15 protein-coding genes and 1 tRNA gene are annotated in these 16,975 nt (G+C 37.6%); all 16 read left to right on the top strand.

The window, feature by feature from the left end; genetic code table 11:
• Positions 1-192 precede the first annotated feature (192 nt).
• The 16 genes from N7Z68_RS02310 (at position 193) to N7Z68_RS02235 (ending at position 16,834) form a co-directional block, all read left to right on the top strand.
• Positions 193-675 (top strand): hypothetical protein, encoded by a 483-nt coding sequence (locus N7Z68_RS02310; RefSeq protein ID WP_275116838.1) that lies wholly within the window; start codon positions 193-195, stop codon positions 673-675.
• A gap of 214 nt (positions 676-889) precedes the next feature.
• Positions 890-2,101, top strand: coding sequence for a metal ABC transporter solute-binding protein, Zn/Mn family (locus tag N7Z68_RS02305; protein WP_275116837.1), 1,212 nt, complete (start codon positions 890-892; stop codon positions 2,099-2,101).
• Positions 2,102-2,270: 169 nt separating this feature from the next.
• On the top strand, positions 2,271-2,693 hold the full coding sequence (locus N7Z68_RS02300; protein ID WP_275116836.1) for a BrxA/BrxB family bacilliredoxin: 423 nt from the start codon (positions 2,271-2,273) through the stop codon (positions 2,691-2,693).
• Between the two features lie 322 nt (positions 2,694-3,015).
• Entirely contained in the window at positions 3,016-3,375 is a 360-nt protein-coding gene (locus tag N7Z68_RS02295) for a hypothetical protein (RefSeq protein WP_275116835.1), read from the top strand.
• Between the two features lie 167 nt (positions 3,376-3,542).
• A tRNA-Arg gene (locus N7Z68_RS02290) sits at positions 3,543-3,617 on the top strand.
• Positions 3,618-3,865: 248 nt separating this feature from the next.
• On the top strand, positions 3,866-5,482 hold the full coding sequence (locus N7Z68_RS02285; protein ID WP_275116834.1) for an ATP-binding protein: 1,617 nt from the start codon (positions 3,866-3,868) through the stop codon (positions 5,480-5,482).
• Positions 5,472-6,161 (top strand): response regulator, encoded by a 690-nt coding sequence (locus N7Z68_RS02280; RefSeq protein ID WP_275116833.1) that lies wholly within the window; start codon positions 5,472-5,474, stop codon positions 6,159-6,161. The genes N7Z68_RS02285 and N7Z68_RS02280 overlap by 11 nt, the downstream gene beginning before the upstream one ends.
• Positions 6,162-6,170: 9 nt before the next feature.
• On the top strand, positions 6,171-7,223 hold the full coding sequence (locus N7Z68_RS02275) for a DctP family TRAP transporter solute-binding subunit (protein WP_275116832.1): 1,053 nt from the start codon (positions 6,171-6,173) through the stop codon (positions 7,221-7,223).
• 221 nt (positions 7,224-7,444) lie between these two features.
• Positions 7,445-8,506, top strand: a complete 1,062-nt coding sequence (locus N7Z68_RS02270; protein ID WP_275116831.1) for a TAXI family TRAP transporter solute-binding subunit — start codon at positions 7,445-7,447, stop codon at positions 8,504-8,506.
• 216 nt (positions 8,507-8,722) lie between these two features.
• On the top strand, positions 8,723-10,681 hold the full coding sequence (locus tag N7Z68_RS02265) for a TRAP transporter permease (RefSeq protein ID WP_275116830.1): 1,959 nt from the start codon (positions 8,723-8,725) through the stop codon (positions 10,679-10,681).
• A gap of 187 nt (positions 10,682-10,868) precedes the next feature.
• Positions 10,869-11,312 (top strand): acyl-CoA thioesterase, encoded by a 444-nt coding sequence (locus N7Z68_RS02260; RefSeq protein ID WP_275116828.1) that lies wholly within the window; start codon positions 10,869-10,871, stop codon positions 11,310-11,312.
• A gap of 11 nt (positions 11,313-11,323) precedes the next feature.
• Complete coding sequence (locus N7Z68_RS02255) at positions 11,324-11,791, top strand: hypothetical protein (protein ID WP_275116827.1); 468 nt, start codon at positions 11,324-11,326, stop codon at positions 11,789-11,791.
• Positions 11,791-13,332, top strand: coding sequence for an acyl-CoA carboxylase subunit beta (locus N7Z68_RS02250; protein WP_275116826.1), 1,542 nt, complete (start codon positions 11,791-11,793; stop codon positions 13,330-13,332). Before N7Z68_RS02255 ends, N7Z68_RS02250 begins: the two co-directional genes overlap by 1 nt.
• Before the next feature lie 18 nt (positions 13,333-13,350).
• A complete protein-coding gene (locus N7Z68_RS02245; protein WP_275116825.1) occupies positions 13,351-15,030 on the top strand; it encodes an AMP-binding protein in 1,680 nt (559 codons plus the stop codon).
• Positions 15,031-15,106: 76 nt separating this feature from the next.
• Positions 15,107-15,346 (top strand): hypothetical protein, encoded by a 240-nt coding sequence (locus N7Z68_RS02240; protein ID WP_275116824.1) that lies wholly within the window; start codon positions 15,107-15,109, stop codon positions 15,344-15,346.
• Positions 15,347-15,361: 15 nt separating this feature from the next.
• Positions 15,362-16,834, top strand: coding sequence for a sodium:solute symporter family protein (locus tag N7Z68_RS02235; protein WP_275116823.1), 1,473 nt, complete (start codon positions 15,362-15,364; stop codon positions 16,832-16,834).
• The last annotated feature ends 141 nt before the right edge of the window (positions 16,835-16,975 follow it).

Here is a 16,975-nt window from a genome sequence, read left to right as displayed (position 1 = left end):
TTTAACGAATAAAAAGGGTTCTTAGGAACTCTTTTTATTTGGTTTCTATCAGGTTGAGGCGTGAGAAAAGAAGTAGACCTTAAATAAGGATCCATTTTAGATGAAGAAGTTAAGTTATTAATATCCTTGCATAGAACAACTAGAAAAGGGCACTCTACTCGTGATACTAAAGAAAAAGGAGTAGTGCTAAAAGTGACAAGGAAAAGAGTAATAGCGCTCAGTCTAGCTTGTATATTTTCGTTTATAACTTTGTTCAGTAGTCAGCAGGTTACGTATGGTTTCAGTGTTAGTAGTCAACAAAAAGATGATGAATGTTGTTCGCAAACACAAACTTGTTTATTAATTAATAACGGTTTTACAGCTCATCTAAATATGTATTACGAGTTGTTAGCTGAAAAATATACACCAGAATATGTGAATGCATGGAGAGAAATAAGTAAAGAGCAAGCAGTCCTTAAAAAGAAAATCTCAGAAGCGATGAAAAACGGCGAGCTTATGCACGGTGATGTAATTGATCAAGACTGGTATAAAAAGCATGAAGAGCTTCAAACTTTGTTTGTCCAAGCTGTGGAACAAAGAAATGAAAAAGCATTGAAGAAAGTACTGCCAAAAGTTTTTCAACAACAAAAAGATTTGAATAAAATGTATAAAGAAAGATTATCGATGATTAATTAGTAACGAATAAACTGACTGTTAACGCATCCACCTATACAGTATATTAGATGTAATTAAAATGGTATTGCATCATATATCTAAAAAGGTGAAGTGCTTTCAGTCAGTTTTTTTATGGAACAAAAACATGGATGAACAATTATTAATGATTTACAAATCGGAACTATTACGTTATAATTTATAATCGAAAACGTAATGATTACGGAAGGGGATAATAATGCGAAAATTAAAAGCAAGCTTGTTTGCAGGTATGTTAGTAACATCGTCTTTTTTAGCAGCCTGTGGAGGACAAGGTGAGCCTGAAGAAAACGTACAAGAGGAAGTAGTAGAAGAAGAGGTAGATGCTTTAGAAGTATTTACAACACTTTTCCCGCTTGAAGACTTTACAAATAAAATTGGTGGAGAGTATGTTAACGTTACAAACATTATTCCTGTAGGTGCAGATGCCCATACATATGAACCAACTGCTCGCGAGATGATAAGTGTTGCTGAAGGTGATATGTTCATTTATAACGGAGCAGGAATGGAAGGCTTTGCAGATGCAATTATCGATACGGTTACAAATGAAAATGTGTTAGTCGTCAAAGCAATCGAAGGAATTGAATTAATAGATTACGATCACGATCATGATCACGGACACGACCATGACGATCACGGACATGAGCATGACGATCACGGACATGAGCATGACGACCACGGACATGAGCATGACGAGCATGGACATGAGCATGACGACCACGGACATGAGCATGACGACCACGGACATGAGCATGACGAGCATGGACATGAGCATGACGAGCATGGACATGAGCATGACGAGCATGGACATGAGCATGACGAGCATGGACATGAGCATGACGAGCATGGACATGAGCATGACGACCACGGACATGATCATCATCATGGAGATGAAGATCCGCACGTTTGGTTAGATCCAATTCTTGCAATTCAAATGGCTGAGAATATTAAGAATGGATTAATACAATTATTACCAGAACAACAAGAAGTATTTGAAGCAAATTTTAACGACGTAAAAACTGAATTAGAAGCAATCGATGCAGAGTTTTCTGCAATGGTTGAAGAGGTAGAAAAAGATACATTTATCGTTTCACATGCTGGGTTTGGTTATTGGGAAAACCGTTACGGTATCCACCAAATTGGAATTACTGGACTTTCACCAACGAATGAGCCTACTCGTAAGCAATTAGAGCAGATTATCGAGTTTGCTGAAAAGCATAACATTCAACATGTAGCATTTGAACAAAATTTCACATCTCAAGTTGCTGAAGTGGTTAAAGAAGAAGTAGGTGCAGAACCAGTTTATATTCATAACTTAGAAGTTTTGGTTCAAGAAGACATCGACAATAACGAAGATTACTTTAGCTTAATGAGAAAAAATATTGAATCATTAAGAACAGCATTACAATAAGAGGATTGGAGCGAAGAGTGAGTAACTCTTCGTTCCTTTCTTTTGGTTTTTTTGAAAATAAAACATTGATTTAAAACATAAAAATAATTTTATAAAACGTTTTAGTTGGTTGTTCATAAGAAAACGGGTACAATAAATACAGACTTAACAACATCAAGGAGTGATAAACATGCAATTTAATTTTTTGAACGATGTTGTTCAAATAGCTAGGCAAGATATGGTTAATGCGGGGTACAAGCAATTAACAACACCAGAGGAAGTAGATGAGGCACTATCTCAAAAAGGAACAGCTTTAGTCATGATTAATTCTGTTTGTGGTTGTGCTGGTGGCATTGCTCGTCCTTCCGCAGCTTATATGGCCAACTATGATAAAAAACCAGATCAATTTCTAACGGTATTTGCAGGTCAAGATAAGGATGCAACGGCTCGTGCAAGAGAGTTTTTCACAGGGTATCCACCATCTTCGCCTTCTTTTGCTCTGCTAAAGGATGGGGAAATTAAAATGATGGTTGAACGTCATGAAATTGAAGGACATGAACCAATTGAAGTTGTTCAAAAGTTAGAAGCTGCGTTTGATCAATATTGTGATTAGAAAAGAGGGCTGACAGCATAAAGTCAGCCTTTTTTTAATATAAAGTATAAAATTCGAAGATGTTTAGCGCTAGCGCCCAGCGAGACTTAGCTCACCTCCTTATGATAAGTCAACATCGGCTTCCTAGCGATCACCGAGTCTCCTTTCTCTTTCTTATACGGCGGGCTTCAGTCCTTACTTCACTAAATGCGCGCTTGCGCTTTTCTCATTCACAATTCAATGCGCGGTGCAGGTGTCTTGGTATCACATATTAATAAACCGTGTTTTTCTTATAGGAAAATGTGATATAATATACCCGAATATGTTTAGGAAGGGTGTCAACATGGAAGAACTATATAACCAAATACAAGGGTATTTAAATATGGACGAAGAAATTCCATTCGAAGAATTTGATCAATTCTATAAAAAGGTATTAGATGTCCTAAATGAAAGAAATGAACAATTCACTGAAGAGGATATATGGAAAGCATTGTTCATTGTTGAAAACCTAATGTCAAATGCGGATGCAAGATCTAAAGAAACAAAAGGGGCATTAGTAAAGAAGTATAAGAAAATGGCTAAACGTAATGAGCTATGGGCAAAGAACTTTGTCGTTAGATTACATAAATTTGGCTATAATGATGACCAAATTAATGCACGTTTCGAAAAAATGTTTGAGGACGGTCCAGTTGAAGCTAATTAATGAGTAACACTTAGAGCGTCTATTAAGTAAAGGTATCTCAATATGGGATTATGGATTAAAACCATCAGCTTTTTATTGAGATACCACACATTGTTTTAAGCTTCATATTAAATGATATGTTGACTTTAATATTATATTATTATATACTAGTTGTGTCGCTAAAAAACGCGCCTATGGTGAAATGGATATCACACGAGATTTCGGCTCTCGCGTTCTGGGTTCGAATCCTGGTGGGCGCGCCATACTTATACATATTAACCTGAAGAAACCAATTCTTCAGGTTTTTTTGCCCCCAATCTTCGCACGGTACCAGGTACCTTTAGTCCACTAAAGGTACCTGGTACCGTTTTTTTTTTTTTTTTTCTTATGACACGATTTTCCCTTACGCCTCTTCCTGTGCTTTCTTTTCAAAATAAACAAGAAATTGTTGATTAAAAATATGTTATAGTTAAAGTAGAAATATGCTGAAAATAGTCGAATGGAGAAAAAATTGAAAGCTTTATTACAATTACCTATACGATGGAAAATCACTGGCTTATCTTTTGGAATCGTTGCTTTTTCTCTTATTATAATAGGCATTATATTATTAGGTTATGTTAGTGAGATTAAAGAAGAAGAACGGTCACAGCAAGCAATGATAACCGCACAACTAGTTGCGCAAAATCAAACGGTGCAGGATAGTATTGAATTAGCCAATGCTTCTGAGATTTTACAACCACTTATAGAACGAATGCGGGTTTTGAATGAACAAGATTATATTGTGATATTGAATATGGATAGGATACGACTTACCCACCCCATTCCAGAACGATTAGGAACGCCTTTTGTCGGTGGTGATGAGGGTGCAGCATTTGCAGAACATATTTATATCTCGAAAGCAAAAGCAGAAGATGGAACAGAGACCGTCCGCGCGTTTGTACCCATAATAAATCGTGATCGTGAACAAGTTGGGGTCGTTGTAGTTGGTAGTGTGCTTCCTTATTTAAGTGATATTATTTATGAATTTGGTAGGACAGCTTTAATCATTATTTTAATTACTACACTTTTTGGATTTTGGGGTGCTTGGTTACTCGCTAACCATATAAAGAAACAAACCTTTGAAATGGAACCAAGTGAATTAGCTCGTGTCTTAGAAGAGCGTACAGCTACCTTTAATGCAATACATGATGGGGTTATTGCAATTGATGAACATCAAAGAATTACTGTAATCAATGAAGCAGCTAAAAGGATGTTAAATGTACATGGAAATGTGGTAGGAAAACAGATATCTGATGTGATCCCTGATACTCGGTTGCCGGAAATTTTAGAAATAGGACAGCCTGTATATCAACGAGAGTTCTACGTACAAAACAGAGCGATACTTAGCAATCGTATCCCTATAACCGATCAAGGCAGGACGATTGGTGCCGTTGCTATTTTTCAGGATAAAACAGAAGTAAACCGATTAGCAAAAGAATTAACGGGTGTACAAGCTTTTGTCGATGCACTTAGAGTTCAAAATCACGAATACTCAAACAAGTTACACACGATTGCTGGCCTGATTCAGTTAAATCAGGGGAACAAAGCACTTGATTATATTTTTGAATTAAATGAAGAACATTCTGCCCTATCTAGAATATTGATGCAACAAATTCACGACGATAGTATTGTCGGACTATTATTAGGTAAAGTAAGCAGGGGTAAAGAGTTAGGTATATCATTGAAAATTAATAAATCAAGTTCGTTTGTAAACTATCCAGAAGGTATAACTAACCATGACTTGGTCGTGATTATAGGAAATTTAATAGATAATAGTTATGATGCTTTATTAGAAACAGACACTTCCGATAAAACGGTATATATATTAGTCAAGGAGTTAGAAGAAGAACTTTTTATTCAAGTATCTGACAATGGGATTGGAATTCCAAAAGGGTATAAAGAAAGAATTTTTACGAGAGGCTTCTCGACTAAAAAGAAAGAAGGTAGAGGGATTGGTTTGTTTCTCATTCAATCCATAGTTGAAAGAGTGAATGGAACCATTGATATCGATAGTGAAGAAAATGAGGGGACAACGATATCGATAACGCTGCCTTTAAAGAGGGAGGATGGTGTTGGCCATGCCTTATAAAAAAAAGGATATACTCGTATTATTAGTTGAAGATGATCCAATGGTCCAAGAAGTAAACCGGATGTTTATAGAAAAGATTGATGGATTCTCAGTCGTTGGTGTAGCTGCGACTGGTGAACTGGGAAAGCAGCAAATTCAAAAGTATAAACCAGAATTAGTTCTTTTAGATGTATATATGCCTGGTATTGACGGAGTTGAACTGATCAAACAACTTCGTCAAGAGTTAATTGATGTCGATATCATTGCAGTTACCGCAGCAAATGATACAGAGACCGTCAAAACATTGCTTCGACACGGGGTAGTAGATTATATTGTAAAACCGTTTACTTTTGAACGGCTAGAAAAGGCATTAATCCAATATAAGACGGTATACAGACAATTAAATTATGCGGATAAAATTTCTCAAGAGAAGTTAGATCATATTACTTTTCAACAAGAGGCGAAGCAGGATACAACTCTGCCTAAAGGTTTGCATGTACACACTTTAAATCAAATTAATGAATACCTAAATAAAATGGATACAGCTAAATCAGCAGAAGAAATAGGAAGTGAAGTTGGTTTAGCTAGAGTAACTGTTCGTCGTTATCTGAATTATCTAGAGAACATTGGACAAGTTGAAATGGAGTTAACATACGGAACAATAGGACGTCCTATTCAATTATATCGATTAAAGCAATAGGAGGAAAAGATGAGAGGTTTAATTACAATCTGTTCCTTCTTAATTATCGGGGTTTTAACTGCCTTTTATATTGGGTTTGGTTTTGGAGAAAAAGATGAACCTAAGGCAGTAGACAAAGAATTAGAAGGATTAAACGAAAAGTACGTATTACGCTTTAGTCATGTTGTTGCGGAAAATACACCCAAAGGACTTGCTGCCTCCATGTTTGCACAGTTAGTAAGGGAGAAAACAGATGGCTGGGTAGAAGTACAAGTTTTTCCTAATGCAAGTTTGTATGAAGCTCAAGATGAGTTTGATGGACTAATGAGAAATGATATTCATATTATTGCACCAGCTTTGTCTGAAATTACAGTGTTGGATCCGAAGTGGCTGATTATGGATCTACCATACGCTTTTAAGGATGAAAAAATGGTTGAGGCTGCATTTGAAGGTAAAATAGGAGAATTGCTTTTTGAAAGTATTAAAGATTACGGATTTCATGGAATTGCATACTGGGATAATAGCTTTAAGCAATTTACGAATAATGAAAGGCCGATTATCGTACCTGAAGATTTCAAAGGGCTTACAGTCAGGGTCATGCCGAGTATTGCACTAATGGAAACGTATAGAGTAATAGGTGCACAACCTCGCCTTTTTTCATTTAATGAAGTTTATGACGCACTTAGTGAAGGTATGATAGACGGGACAGAAAATACGTTATCAAATATTTTTTCTAAGGGATTTTATAAACAGCAAAAATACATGACCTTAAGTAATCATAACTATTTAGGTTATGCAGTTTTTATGAACAGTGAATATTGGTCTACGATGCCTGTAGATTATCAAAAAAGCATTATGGAAGCAATGGATGAAGTAACGGTATGGTTACGAGAGCATTCTCAAACAATGAATGAGGAAATGCTTTATAGGATAAAAAATAGTGGAGTTATAGACATCCATTATCAGACAGACGAAGAAAAAGAATTATGGAAACAAGAGTTTAATTCTCTATATGAAAGATTCCAAAATATGATTGGGCCTGAATTAATGGAAGAGCTGAATAGGCTACAATCAGGCTATTAAAAGCTAGCATACTCGTGCTAGTTTTTTTATTTGTACCGGTAAAGAAAAAATAGTATAACACATTTGATGTATCCTTAGAATTATTACATTTCATTCAAGGAAATGTAAAGACCAAAAAGACCAAAATGACCTTTAAGTTCAATTTATGACATACTATTGAAAGCGTTTTATACTTTGAATTGTAAGAAAAATAAAACACTTATAAATAAGGGGGAGCAGATATGAGAAAGTTTTTCAAACGTTCCATGTTAACTGCTGTTGCGAGTTTAAGCTTAGTCTTTGTATCAGCTTGTGGAAGTGATTCCAGTAATGCACCAGCAAATGATGGAGGGCAAGGTGAGACGCCAGAAGAAACCGAAGTAAATTATGCTGAACGTCCTTCAACAGTTGTAATTGGTACAGCTTCACAAGGAGGAACATACTTCATTTATGGTGGAGGTCTTGCGCAATTACTAGAGAGAGAATTTAGTATTACAGCTAACGTTGAAGTAACTGGTGGGCCAGTTCACAATATGCAGCTTGTAAATGGAAAGCAACAAGATATTGGAATGATTACTCTTGGTCCGGGTTATGAAGGGTACTATGGAACAGGTGATTGGACAGGTGCCGACAAGTTAACAGATGTTCGTGTTGCATTCCCTATGTATACTACACCATTCCACTGGTGGGCTTTAAAGAACAGTGGAGTTGAAACATTAGAAGATATGGATGGTAAGCGTGTCGGAGTGGGTCCTTCAGGTGGGACTTCAGGTACGTATCTTCCATTAATTCACGAAGCATTAGGACTAAACGTTACTCCAATCCAAGCGGGGGCGAGTGATATGACGAGTCAACAAATGGATGGACAATTAGACGTAATCGGTTTTGCAGCTGGTATCCCGATTTCTGCTGTGTCTGAGGTAGAAGCTCAACGTGAATTAAACTTTTTCGGAATTGAAGGAGAGCAAAGAGATCTAGTAATTGAAAAATATCCGTTCTTCTATCCTTTCACAATTCCAGCAGGAACATATAATCAATTAGATCACGACCTTGAAACAATTGCTCAATTTAACTTTGGTATCGTACACAAAGAAATGGACCCTGATTTCGTTTATGAGTTTGTAAAAGCTTATCATGAAAACCAAGAATTATTAAAAACAACACATTCTTCTGCTGAAGAAGCTATAGCTGAGGCAATACTTTTTAATGACTCGCTTCCTTTACACCCAGGAGCAATTCGTTACTATGAAGAAATTGGTATTGACCTTCCAGAAGGTGTATACCCGCCAGAATATAAAAAATAAAAAATAAAAAATAAAAATAATAAGAGTAAATCGTATTTATGGGAGGCTGGCTTCTTACGTCAGCCTCTATATAAAAAGTATTCAAAAAGGCACCGTTTTATAGGTTTCTTTTTGAATACCGTTTATACAAGCAGATCCTTGGAATTACATCTATTATTTTATTCATTACCTCAAGGATTGACTTCAAGGTAGAAATTCATAAAGGGAGGTAACAGTATGAGTAAGGACTTAAAAGAAACCGAACAGACAGTTGTTAATGATGACAAAGCGAAAGAGCTCGAGGAAGCAGTTGAGGGGGCCTTACACCATCGTGAATTAACAGGATGGATTAAATACACATTTATAACGATAGCTGTTGTTGGTGCTCTTTTCCATTTATACGTATTAAACTTCCACCCAATTGAACCATGGGTTTTTAGAAGTATTCACTTAGCTTTAGGTGCAGTTTTAGGTTTCATATTATTTAAAAGCTGGAAAACAAGTAAAAAAGTTAATGTCGTTGACTGGCTATTAATTGCAGCAACATTATATGTAACGTTTTATATTTATACTAATGTTTCCGCTTTATTGTTTAGGTTTGGCGTAATGCCACAGACACAAGATACGATTGTAGCCGTTTTAGGGTTAATTATCGTACTTGAATTAACAAGACGTACAAGTGGCTGGACCTTGCCAATATTAGCCGGTGTCTTTATTCTCTACGCATTTGCCGGCCCGTGGCTTCCAGGTATTCTAAACCATAATGGATACAGCTTTGGCCGTTTTGTTACTTATATTTTCGGTACAGACGGAGTATTTGGAGTAACACTGGATGTTTCATCAAAATATATCTTATTGTTTATCATTTTTGGTGCATTTTTACAAATGTCAGGTGTAGGAAAGTACTTTATCGACTTTTCGTTTTCTCTTGCAGGGGGTATGCGAGGAGGACCCGCAAAAGTATCAGTTATTTCAAGTGGATTAATGGGGATGATGAACGGAACATCTGCTGGAAATGCAGTTGCAACAGGTTCATTAACAATTCCTTTAATGAGACGAGTAGGTTATAGTGGAAGGTTTGCTGCTGCAACAGAAGCAACTGCATCAGCAGGTGGACAGATTATGATTCCGATCATGGGTGCTGGGGCATTTATTATGGCAGAGGTAACAGGGATCCCATATTCAGAAATCATTATAGCAGCTACTATTCCGGCTCTTTTATACTTCTTATCTGTATATTTTATGGTAGATTTTCAAGCGTTAAAAAATGGGATGAAAGGTCTATCACGTAAAGAATTACCATCATTAAGAGGTATCCTTAAGCAAGCGTATTTATTTATTCCTATTGTACTCCTTATCGGTGCTCTTCTAAGTGGTTTTTCTGTTATCCGATCAGGTACTGTAGCTATTATTGCGTGTTTAGTCGTAAGTTGGATCCACCCGTCTACTCGTATGGGATTAAAGAAAATCATTCATGCGTTTGAATTAGGAATGAAAAATACGATTCAATTATTAGCGGTTTGTGCGTGTGCAGGTATCATTGTTGGTGTTATCGCCCTAACCGGCGTTGGTTTACGTTTTAGTTCAATGCTTCTAGGAATTGCCGATAATAACATGTTCTTAGCACTATTATTTGCAATGGGGATTTCCATTCTTTTAGGAATGGGTATGCCGACTACAGCTGCCTATGCAGTAGCGGCTTCAGTTGTTGCACCAGGTTTAATTCAGATTGGGATTGAGCCCATCTTTGCTCACATGTTTGTCTTCTATTATGCTGTTATGTCAGCTATTACACCGCCAGTTGCTCTAGCGGCTTACGCTGCAGCAGGTGTTGCGGGGACAGATCCGTTTAAGACCGGTGTAACAGCCTTTAAGCTAGGAATTGCAGCGTTTATCGTACCGTTTATGTTCATTTATAGTCCGCAGCTTTTAATGGAAGGTTCAGCAGGAAGCATTGCTGTTGCTTGTATAACAGCTGCTGTAGGTATCTATCTTCTTTCAGCTGCGGTTCAAGGATGGTTTGCGAAGAAAAGCGCGAACATTATCGTACGAGTATTATTAATCGGTGCTTCTCTATGTTTAATCAATGCGAACTGGATGATGGATTTAATTGCATTATCTATTATCGTAGTAGCTGTACTTATTCAAAGAATGCGTGCACCTGAAGATCCAGTAATAACTCAAAAGATTAGCTAGCAAAAGAGTAAAAGGGGTTAACTTATAAGTTAGCCTCTTTTTTGTATTACAAAAAATCGATATCTAAATGATAAATAAAGTTGGTTTAAATGATAATAAAGGTTGAAAATTTGGAAAATTTAGATTAGTATAGTGTTTAGTAATACTAACCGGTTAGTATAATTTTTAGAGAAGGAGGGGTGTTAGTATGTTAGAAGGTTTTCGTTTTTATTACCCAATAAGAGTAAGATACTCTGAAATTGACGGCCAAAAAATAGTCTTCAATGCGCATTATTCTACGTACATTGACGTGGCATCCACTGAATATTTCAGGGAGATCATTGGGAGCAATTGGATAGAATTAGCTGAAACGAATACTTTTGATTTAGTACTGGCGAAAATTACACTCGAGTATCATCAGCCGGCTAAGTTAGATGATGTCATTCATGTTCATTGTCGAATTAAAAAGCTCGGTCGATCGAGTATGGTATGTTCTTATGTGATTACTCGAGGAGACAGTAATGAAATACTAGTAACAGCAGAATCTGTACAAGTTTCCTATAATTCAGTAACAGGACGATCACAACCGATTCCAGAGGATATCGTTGAAAAAATCCAAACCTATGAAGGTGACCTGCTAGAAACGAAATAGGAGGTGCTGCTGTGCTATCATTCTATCGGAATAAATGGGAAGCTTATGTAGGAATTCCTCAACATGAAGCTTCCAATCTGCTCGAAAAAGTAATGAAAACTAGAAATATACCATTTACTAAAGCATCCAATCCACCAATTTATATCTACGACTCTAACCACGACCAAATCATTTATAAAGCCAAAGACCTCGAGATCTCGATTATTTATGTTTCTGCTGACCCCTTAACTAGATTTTTTTCAACATTATTAGGGACACGCGGACATTTAAAAGGGATTAGTTACCTTTCTATTACATTTACATCTGAATCGAAGCTAGAACTCGCAAAAATATTAACTGATTTCTATCATAATTGTCCCCAAGAACCGTGGAGAATTATGGGACACCCTAGGTTTCAATTTGCATTTTTACTACAGTTAATTAATAAACGAAAATGGAAGAAAGCCTGCAATCATATCTACTTGAAGGAGTCGTTCTAATGGAAGAAGTAAGTATGGAGCAATATATTCATGAATTACAGGAGAGAAAAAAGCGCTCTCTTGATTACGGGAAAAATAAAAGAAAAGATGAACAAAATGCACTAGCAAGGGAGAGAATTGAAAAGCTTGTCGATCCCGGCACATTTTTAGAGCTTGGGTTATTAGCCCACTCAGATGTACCTGGATTTGAAGAAAAGACACCAGCAGACGGTTTAATTTGCGGGCTTGCCAAAGTTAATGGACGTCCGGTAGTTGTTGAAGCGATCGATAAATATGTGATGGCTGGTACAGAAGGTGCTGTTCATTTAAGGAAATCTCACATGGCCCATGAATATGCAATTAAGCGAGGCCTTCCAATCTTTAACCTTGCAGAAGGCGGCGGGTTGCGTATGCCTGATGGAATGGGCTCAGATGGGATTAGTGACAAACTGTTTCCAGACAGCCTTTTGACAGTCGGACGACAAGTTCCCATGATTACAGGGATTTTTGGAGATAGTTTTGGAGGTCCTACATGGATGGCTGTTTCATCTGATTTCGTATCACAAGTAAAAGGAACTTGCATGGCTGTTGCCGGCCCCAGAATGCTGGAGATGGCGACAGGTGAAAAAGTAGATTTAGAGGAACTAGGCGGTTGGAAGGTTCATGCTGAAGAAACGGGACAAATTGATCATGCAGGTGAGGGGGAAGACGAGACGATCGCTGCAATGAAAGAATTTCTTAGTTATTTACCGTCTCATGAAGATGAACTTCCCCCTCGGCGAGAGACAAAAGATGACCCCAACCGGCAAGTAGAGGAATTGCTGGACATTGTCCCAACTAGAAGAACAAGAGCTTATGATATGAAAAAGGTCATTAAGTCAATTGTGGATGATGGTCATTTCTTTGAATTAAAACCGCTGTTTGGCAAGTCGCTTCTTACAGGTTTTGCTCATCTCGATGGAAGAGTTGTCGGGATCATCGCAAATCAGCCTATGCAATTTGCTGGCTCAAGTGGAGCTGAAGAGTGTGATAAGGCAACGGATTTTATTTGTTTATGTGACTCATATCATATTCCTATTATTTTCTTACATGATATACCTGGTTTTCGCGTAAGCAGCAACGCGGAAAAGAAAAGAATACCAACGAAAATAATGGTTTGGAATCAAGCACTTGCAAGATCAACCGTGCCAAAGGTATCCATTATTATTCGTAAGAGTATAGGAGCTGCTTTCGGAAATATGTGTGGACCGACAATGGGAGGAGACTTTGTTTTCGCTTGGCCGACAGCAGAAATTAACTTTACAGGGCCAGAAGTCGGCATAAATGTTGTTTATGGTAGAAAACTGATGCAAGCTGACAACCCTAAGGAAGCACGGCAAGAACTGTTATCTAAGTGGGAGTTTGATAGTTCGCCTTTTAAAGCAGCGAGTAAATATTATATTGATGATGTAATTGATCCGCGTGATACTAGAAAAATCTTAGCTCAATCATTAGAGTTTGCGTGTTCACGTGATGGCGGGAGAAGTAAACGACTGTTAGCCAGTTGGCCTACAGGTTTTTAATAGAAGGGAGATATGGTTATGGAAAAGATTTGGTTAAAAAATTGGCCTGAGGGTGTTTCGACAACATTACAATATCGTCTTGGGAAAAAGCCGTTACATGAGTATGTAAAACAAAATGCAAAAGATACGCCGCATAGAACCGCTTATATTTATTATGGGAGACAAATAACATGCTTAGAAGTAGAAGAGAATTCTCAAAAACTGGCTAATTATTTACTAGAAAAAGGTGTAAAAAAAGGTGATCGAATTGGACTCTTTATGCAAAATTGTCCACAGTATATCTTTTCTCATTATGCCATTCAAAAAATTGGTGCTATTGTGTGTCCGTTAAACCCGATGTACAAAGCTTCTGAGCTTGAGTATCTACTAAATGAAATGGAAGCAAAAGCTGTTATTTCTGCCCAAGAGTTGTATCCTAACTTGGAGCAAATCCGTGCTAAAGTTTCTACATTAGAGTTCATATTTACGACGAATTATGCTGACTTTTTACCTTCACAACCATCTTTACCAATACCGGATGAATTAAAGTTAACGAAGGTTACACCAGAAGGAACGTTAGATTTAACGAAAGTGTTTACGAGGGAGTTGAAGGATTACAAAAATCACCAAGTGAACGTTAGTGACGATGTTGGATTGATGGTGTTTACTTCGGGTACAACAGGCCGTCCTAAGGGAGCGATGCTAACTTATGAGAATGCATTATTTAAAACAGCTGCTTCGGTTCATGCACAAATAGTAGATGATAATGATACGTGGTTAGCTGTTATGCCGTTATGTCATATTGCCGGCATGGTAATGGGTGTAAACATTCCGGTCTACACAAACACTCCATGTGTCTTATTGACCCGATTTGAACCAGAAGCGACGATACAAGCCATTGAAAAGTATAAAGTGACAACTTGGTATAGTATAGCGCCAATAAATGCTGGATTACTGACATATCCAGGAATACAAGAAAGAGATCTATCGTCTTTAAAAATTAATTTAGCAACGAGCTTCGGTATACCTGTAACAGAAGAACTATCGAACAAATGGAAAGCGCTTACAAATGGGTGTTTAATGTTCGAGGCAGCTTATGGTCTAAGTGAGACACATACTTGCGATACATTCATGCCAGCAGATAAAGTTGTATTCGGCAGTTGTGGAATACCGACGTTTGAAACCGATATTCGCATACTTGACTTGAGTACAAAAGAAGAATTACCACCGGGTGAAACTGGAGAAATTACAATAAAAAATCCTGGGGTATTCAAAGGATATTGGAAGCGCCCAGATGCAACGAGTGAGACCTTAAAGGATGGCTGGGTTCATACTGGAGATATCGGATGTATTAGTGAAGAAGGATATTTATATTTTAAGGGCAGAGTGAAAGAGATGATCAAGTCTTCCGGTTATAGTGTCTTTCCAGAAGATGTTGAAGCGTTATTAATGGAGCACCCTTCCATAGCTCAAGTAGCAGTGATTGGAGTTCCTGATGAAACGAGAGGAGAAACAGTTAAAGCTTTTGTTGTCCTGAAACCTGATGCTGTTGGATCGATTAGCGAAGCGGAAGTCGTAAACTGGGCAAAGAATCACATGGCAGCCTATAAATATCCTCGTTATGTGGAATTTAGGGACAGTCTTCCTGCGACAGGAGCAGGTAAAGTATTAAGAAGACTATTGAAAGAAGAAAAAACGACAGAGAGCAAACATGCTTAAAACGCTAGAAAAATGAAAAGTTAACCACCTTTCCTTTTGGAATAGACTACCAAATTAAATGCTAGGGGGAATCGAATTGAATAAGCAATGGTACTCTCTGCCGCGACGTGACGCTGTTTTATTAATTGGGCTTATCGTTTACTCAGCCATTTTCTTTCTTCCTTGGAGTTATAACATAATGATCTTTAATGTTACATTACTAGCTTGGGGTGCTTACGGGTTGCACCTGATCGCTCCTGTAGCAGCGATTTTATTTATCTTATCGGAACGAACTGCAAATGTAAGTGTAGATCAAAAGCAAGATCAACAGTTATAAAAGGAGGGAAACGAAATGAAAACGGTTGAACTGTCGATAATGATTGCCTACTTATTATTTCTAGTTGTACTAGGGTTGATATCGCAATATAAAATTTCAAAATCGACATCGAGCATCGATGAATATTACGTTGCGGGAAGAAAAATTGGAACGGGTGTCAATTCTTTAGCGATGCTTGCGGCCCTTGGGAGCGGTGGTTCCTTTATGGCCGGTGCTGGAACGATTTGGAATTTAGGGTTTCCTTTTTTAGCATGGATGACAGTTGGGTCGGTTGTTGGGTTTTCTGTTGCAAGTGTCCTCGTTGCCAAACCGCTGCGTAACTCTCAAAAATTTACTGTATCTGAATTTATTAACGATCGCTATGGCGGACAATTTTTCAAGATTGCTATTCCAGTAGTTATCATTATCGGTTCAGCCATGTATTTAATGTCGCAAATGAGAGCGGGAGGACTAATTGCTTCATATGTAACCGGTTTTTCCTATGAATGGGGATTAGTCATCATTACGCTTGTGTTTATCTTTTATGTATCATTAGGTGGTATGTTAGCAGTTACGTGGACTAATATACTCCAAGGGTTTATGATGATATTTTTAATCTCCTCGATCGTTATTGCTGGAATTTATCACCTGCCAATCGGGTGGTCTAGTTTTCTAATAGAGGCGACTGTAGCTAATCCGGCATTAGGTGTAGTTGGAGCGACTGTCCCTGTGGCTGCATATTTAGGGGCGTTTGTTACATGGGCTACAGCCGTTTGTGTGACACCACATTTAGTCATGCGGATATTTACTGCTTCTAATGTACGTTCAGCTAAGTTATCTTTAAATATAAGCATGTTGATCTTTGGAATTTTGATGCTAGGTGCAACACTGGTAGTCGTCCCATATATACCTACTTTAGATGCAACTGCTTTACAAAACAATGCGCCAGATATGTGGCTACTTTTAGTTGCTAATGAGTTCTTTGGTCCGATTATCATGGGGATTATAACGGCAGGAATTATGGCAGCTGTTATGTCCTCAACAGATGCGTTGCTTTTAGCAGTAAGCAGTGCTTTTGCATATGACCTTTATAAAGGGGTGTTATCCCCGAATGCTAGTCATAAACAAGTGTTACGGGCATCAGTCATCTTTACTTGGATTGTCGGTATTGCAGTCATGCTTTTAACATTAAATCCGCCGCCATTCTTAATTGTTCTCTACACAGCTGCAGTTGGCTTTATGGTTTCAGCCTTATTTAGCCCGCTAGTACTTGGAATTTGGTGGAAACGAGCCACCCAGCAAGGAGCCGTTTGGGGATTACTAGTTGGGGGAGTATCATTCATGGTTCTTTTCTTAGGGTTTAGCATGCCGTTCAATTCAGAAATACTCATTGCTTTACCGTTGTCTCTAGTAACGATGTTTGTCGTTTCCTATTTAGGAAAGCAGCCTTCACAAGAAGTAGTAAAGAAGATGGACGCATATCATCAAGAAACACATGTAAATTTATAAACAATGATAGACACGAAGTTAGGGGTAATTTCCCTTCCTCGTGTCTTTTTTTTGTTTTTTACACTAACATAATTTAATATTACTCTTCCTAAATGGTTACAAACAAAAACTAAGACCAAAAAGAACAAAAATATACCTTTA

This window comes from Alkalihalobacterium chitinilyticum (genome assembly GCF_029028005.1).
Classification (GTDB): Bacteria; Bacillota; Bacilli; order Bacillales; family Bacillaceae_F; genus Alkalihalobacterium; species Alkalihalobacterium chitinilyticum.
This window is presented reverse-complemented; position numbering and strand designations above follow the sequence as displayed.

Coding starts and splice junctions, on each gene's coding strand:
- N7Z68_RS02250 (WP_275116826.1), top strand. CDS start 11,791: ATGGAAGAAGTAAGTATGGAGCAATATATTCATGAATTACAGGAGAGA.
- N7Z68_RS02235 (WP_275116823.1), top strand. CDS start 15,362: ATGAAAACGGTTGAACTGTCGATAATGATTGCCTACTTATTATTTCTA.
- N7Z68_RS02305 (WP_275116837.1), top strand. CDS start 890: ATGCGAAAATTAAAAGCAAGCTTGTTTGCAGGTATGTTAGTAACATCG.
- N7Z68_RS02300 (WP_275116836.1), top strand. CDS start 2,271: ATGCAATTTAATTTTTTGAACGATGTTGTTCAAATAGCTAGGCAAGAT.
- N7Z68_RS02260 (WP_275116828.1), top strand. CDS start 10,869: ATGTTAGAAGGTTTTCGTTTTTATTACCCAATAAGAGTAAGATACTCT.
- N7Z68_RS02270 (WP_275116831.1), top strand. CDS start 7,445: ATGAGAAAGTTTTTCAAACGTTCCATGTTAACTGCTGTTGCGAGTTTA.
- N7Z68_RS02275 (WP_275116832.1), top strand. CDS start 6,171: ATGAGAGGTTTAATTACAATCTGTTCCTTCTTAATTATCGGGGTTTTA.
- N7Z68_RS02265 (WP_275116830.1), top strand. CDS start 8,723: ATGAGTAAGGACTTAAAAGAAACCGAACAGACAGTTGTTAATGATGAC.
- N7Z68_RS02280 (WP_275116833.1), top strand. CDS start 5,472: ATGCCTTATAAAAAAAAGGATATACTCGTATTATTAGTTGAAGATGAT.
- N7Z68_RS02295 (WP_275116835.1), top strand. CDS start 3,016: ATGGAAGAACTATATAACCAAATACAAGGGTATTTAAATATGGACGAA.
- N7Z68_RS02245 (WP_275116825.1), top strand. CDS start 13,351: ATGGAAAAGATTTGGTTAAAAAATTGGCCTGAGGGTGTTTCGACAACA.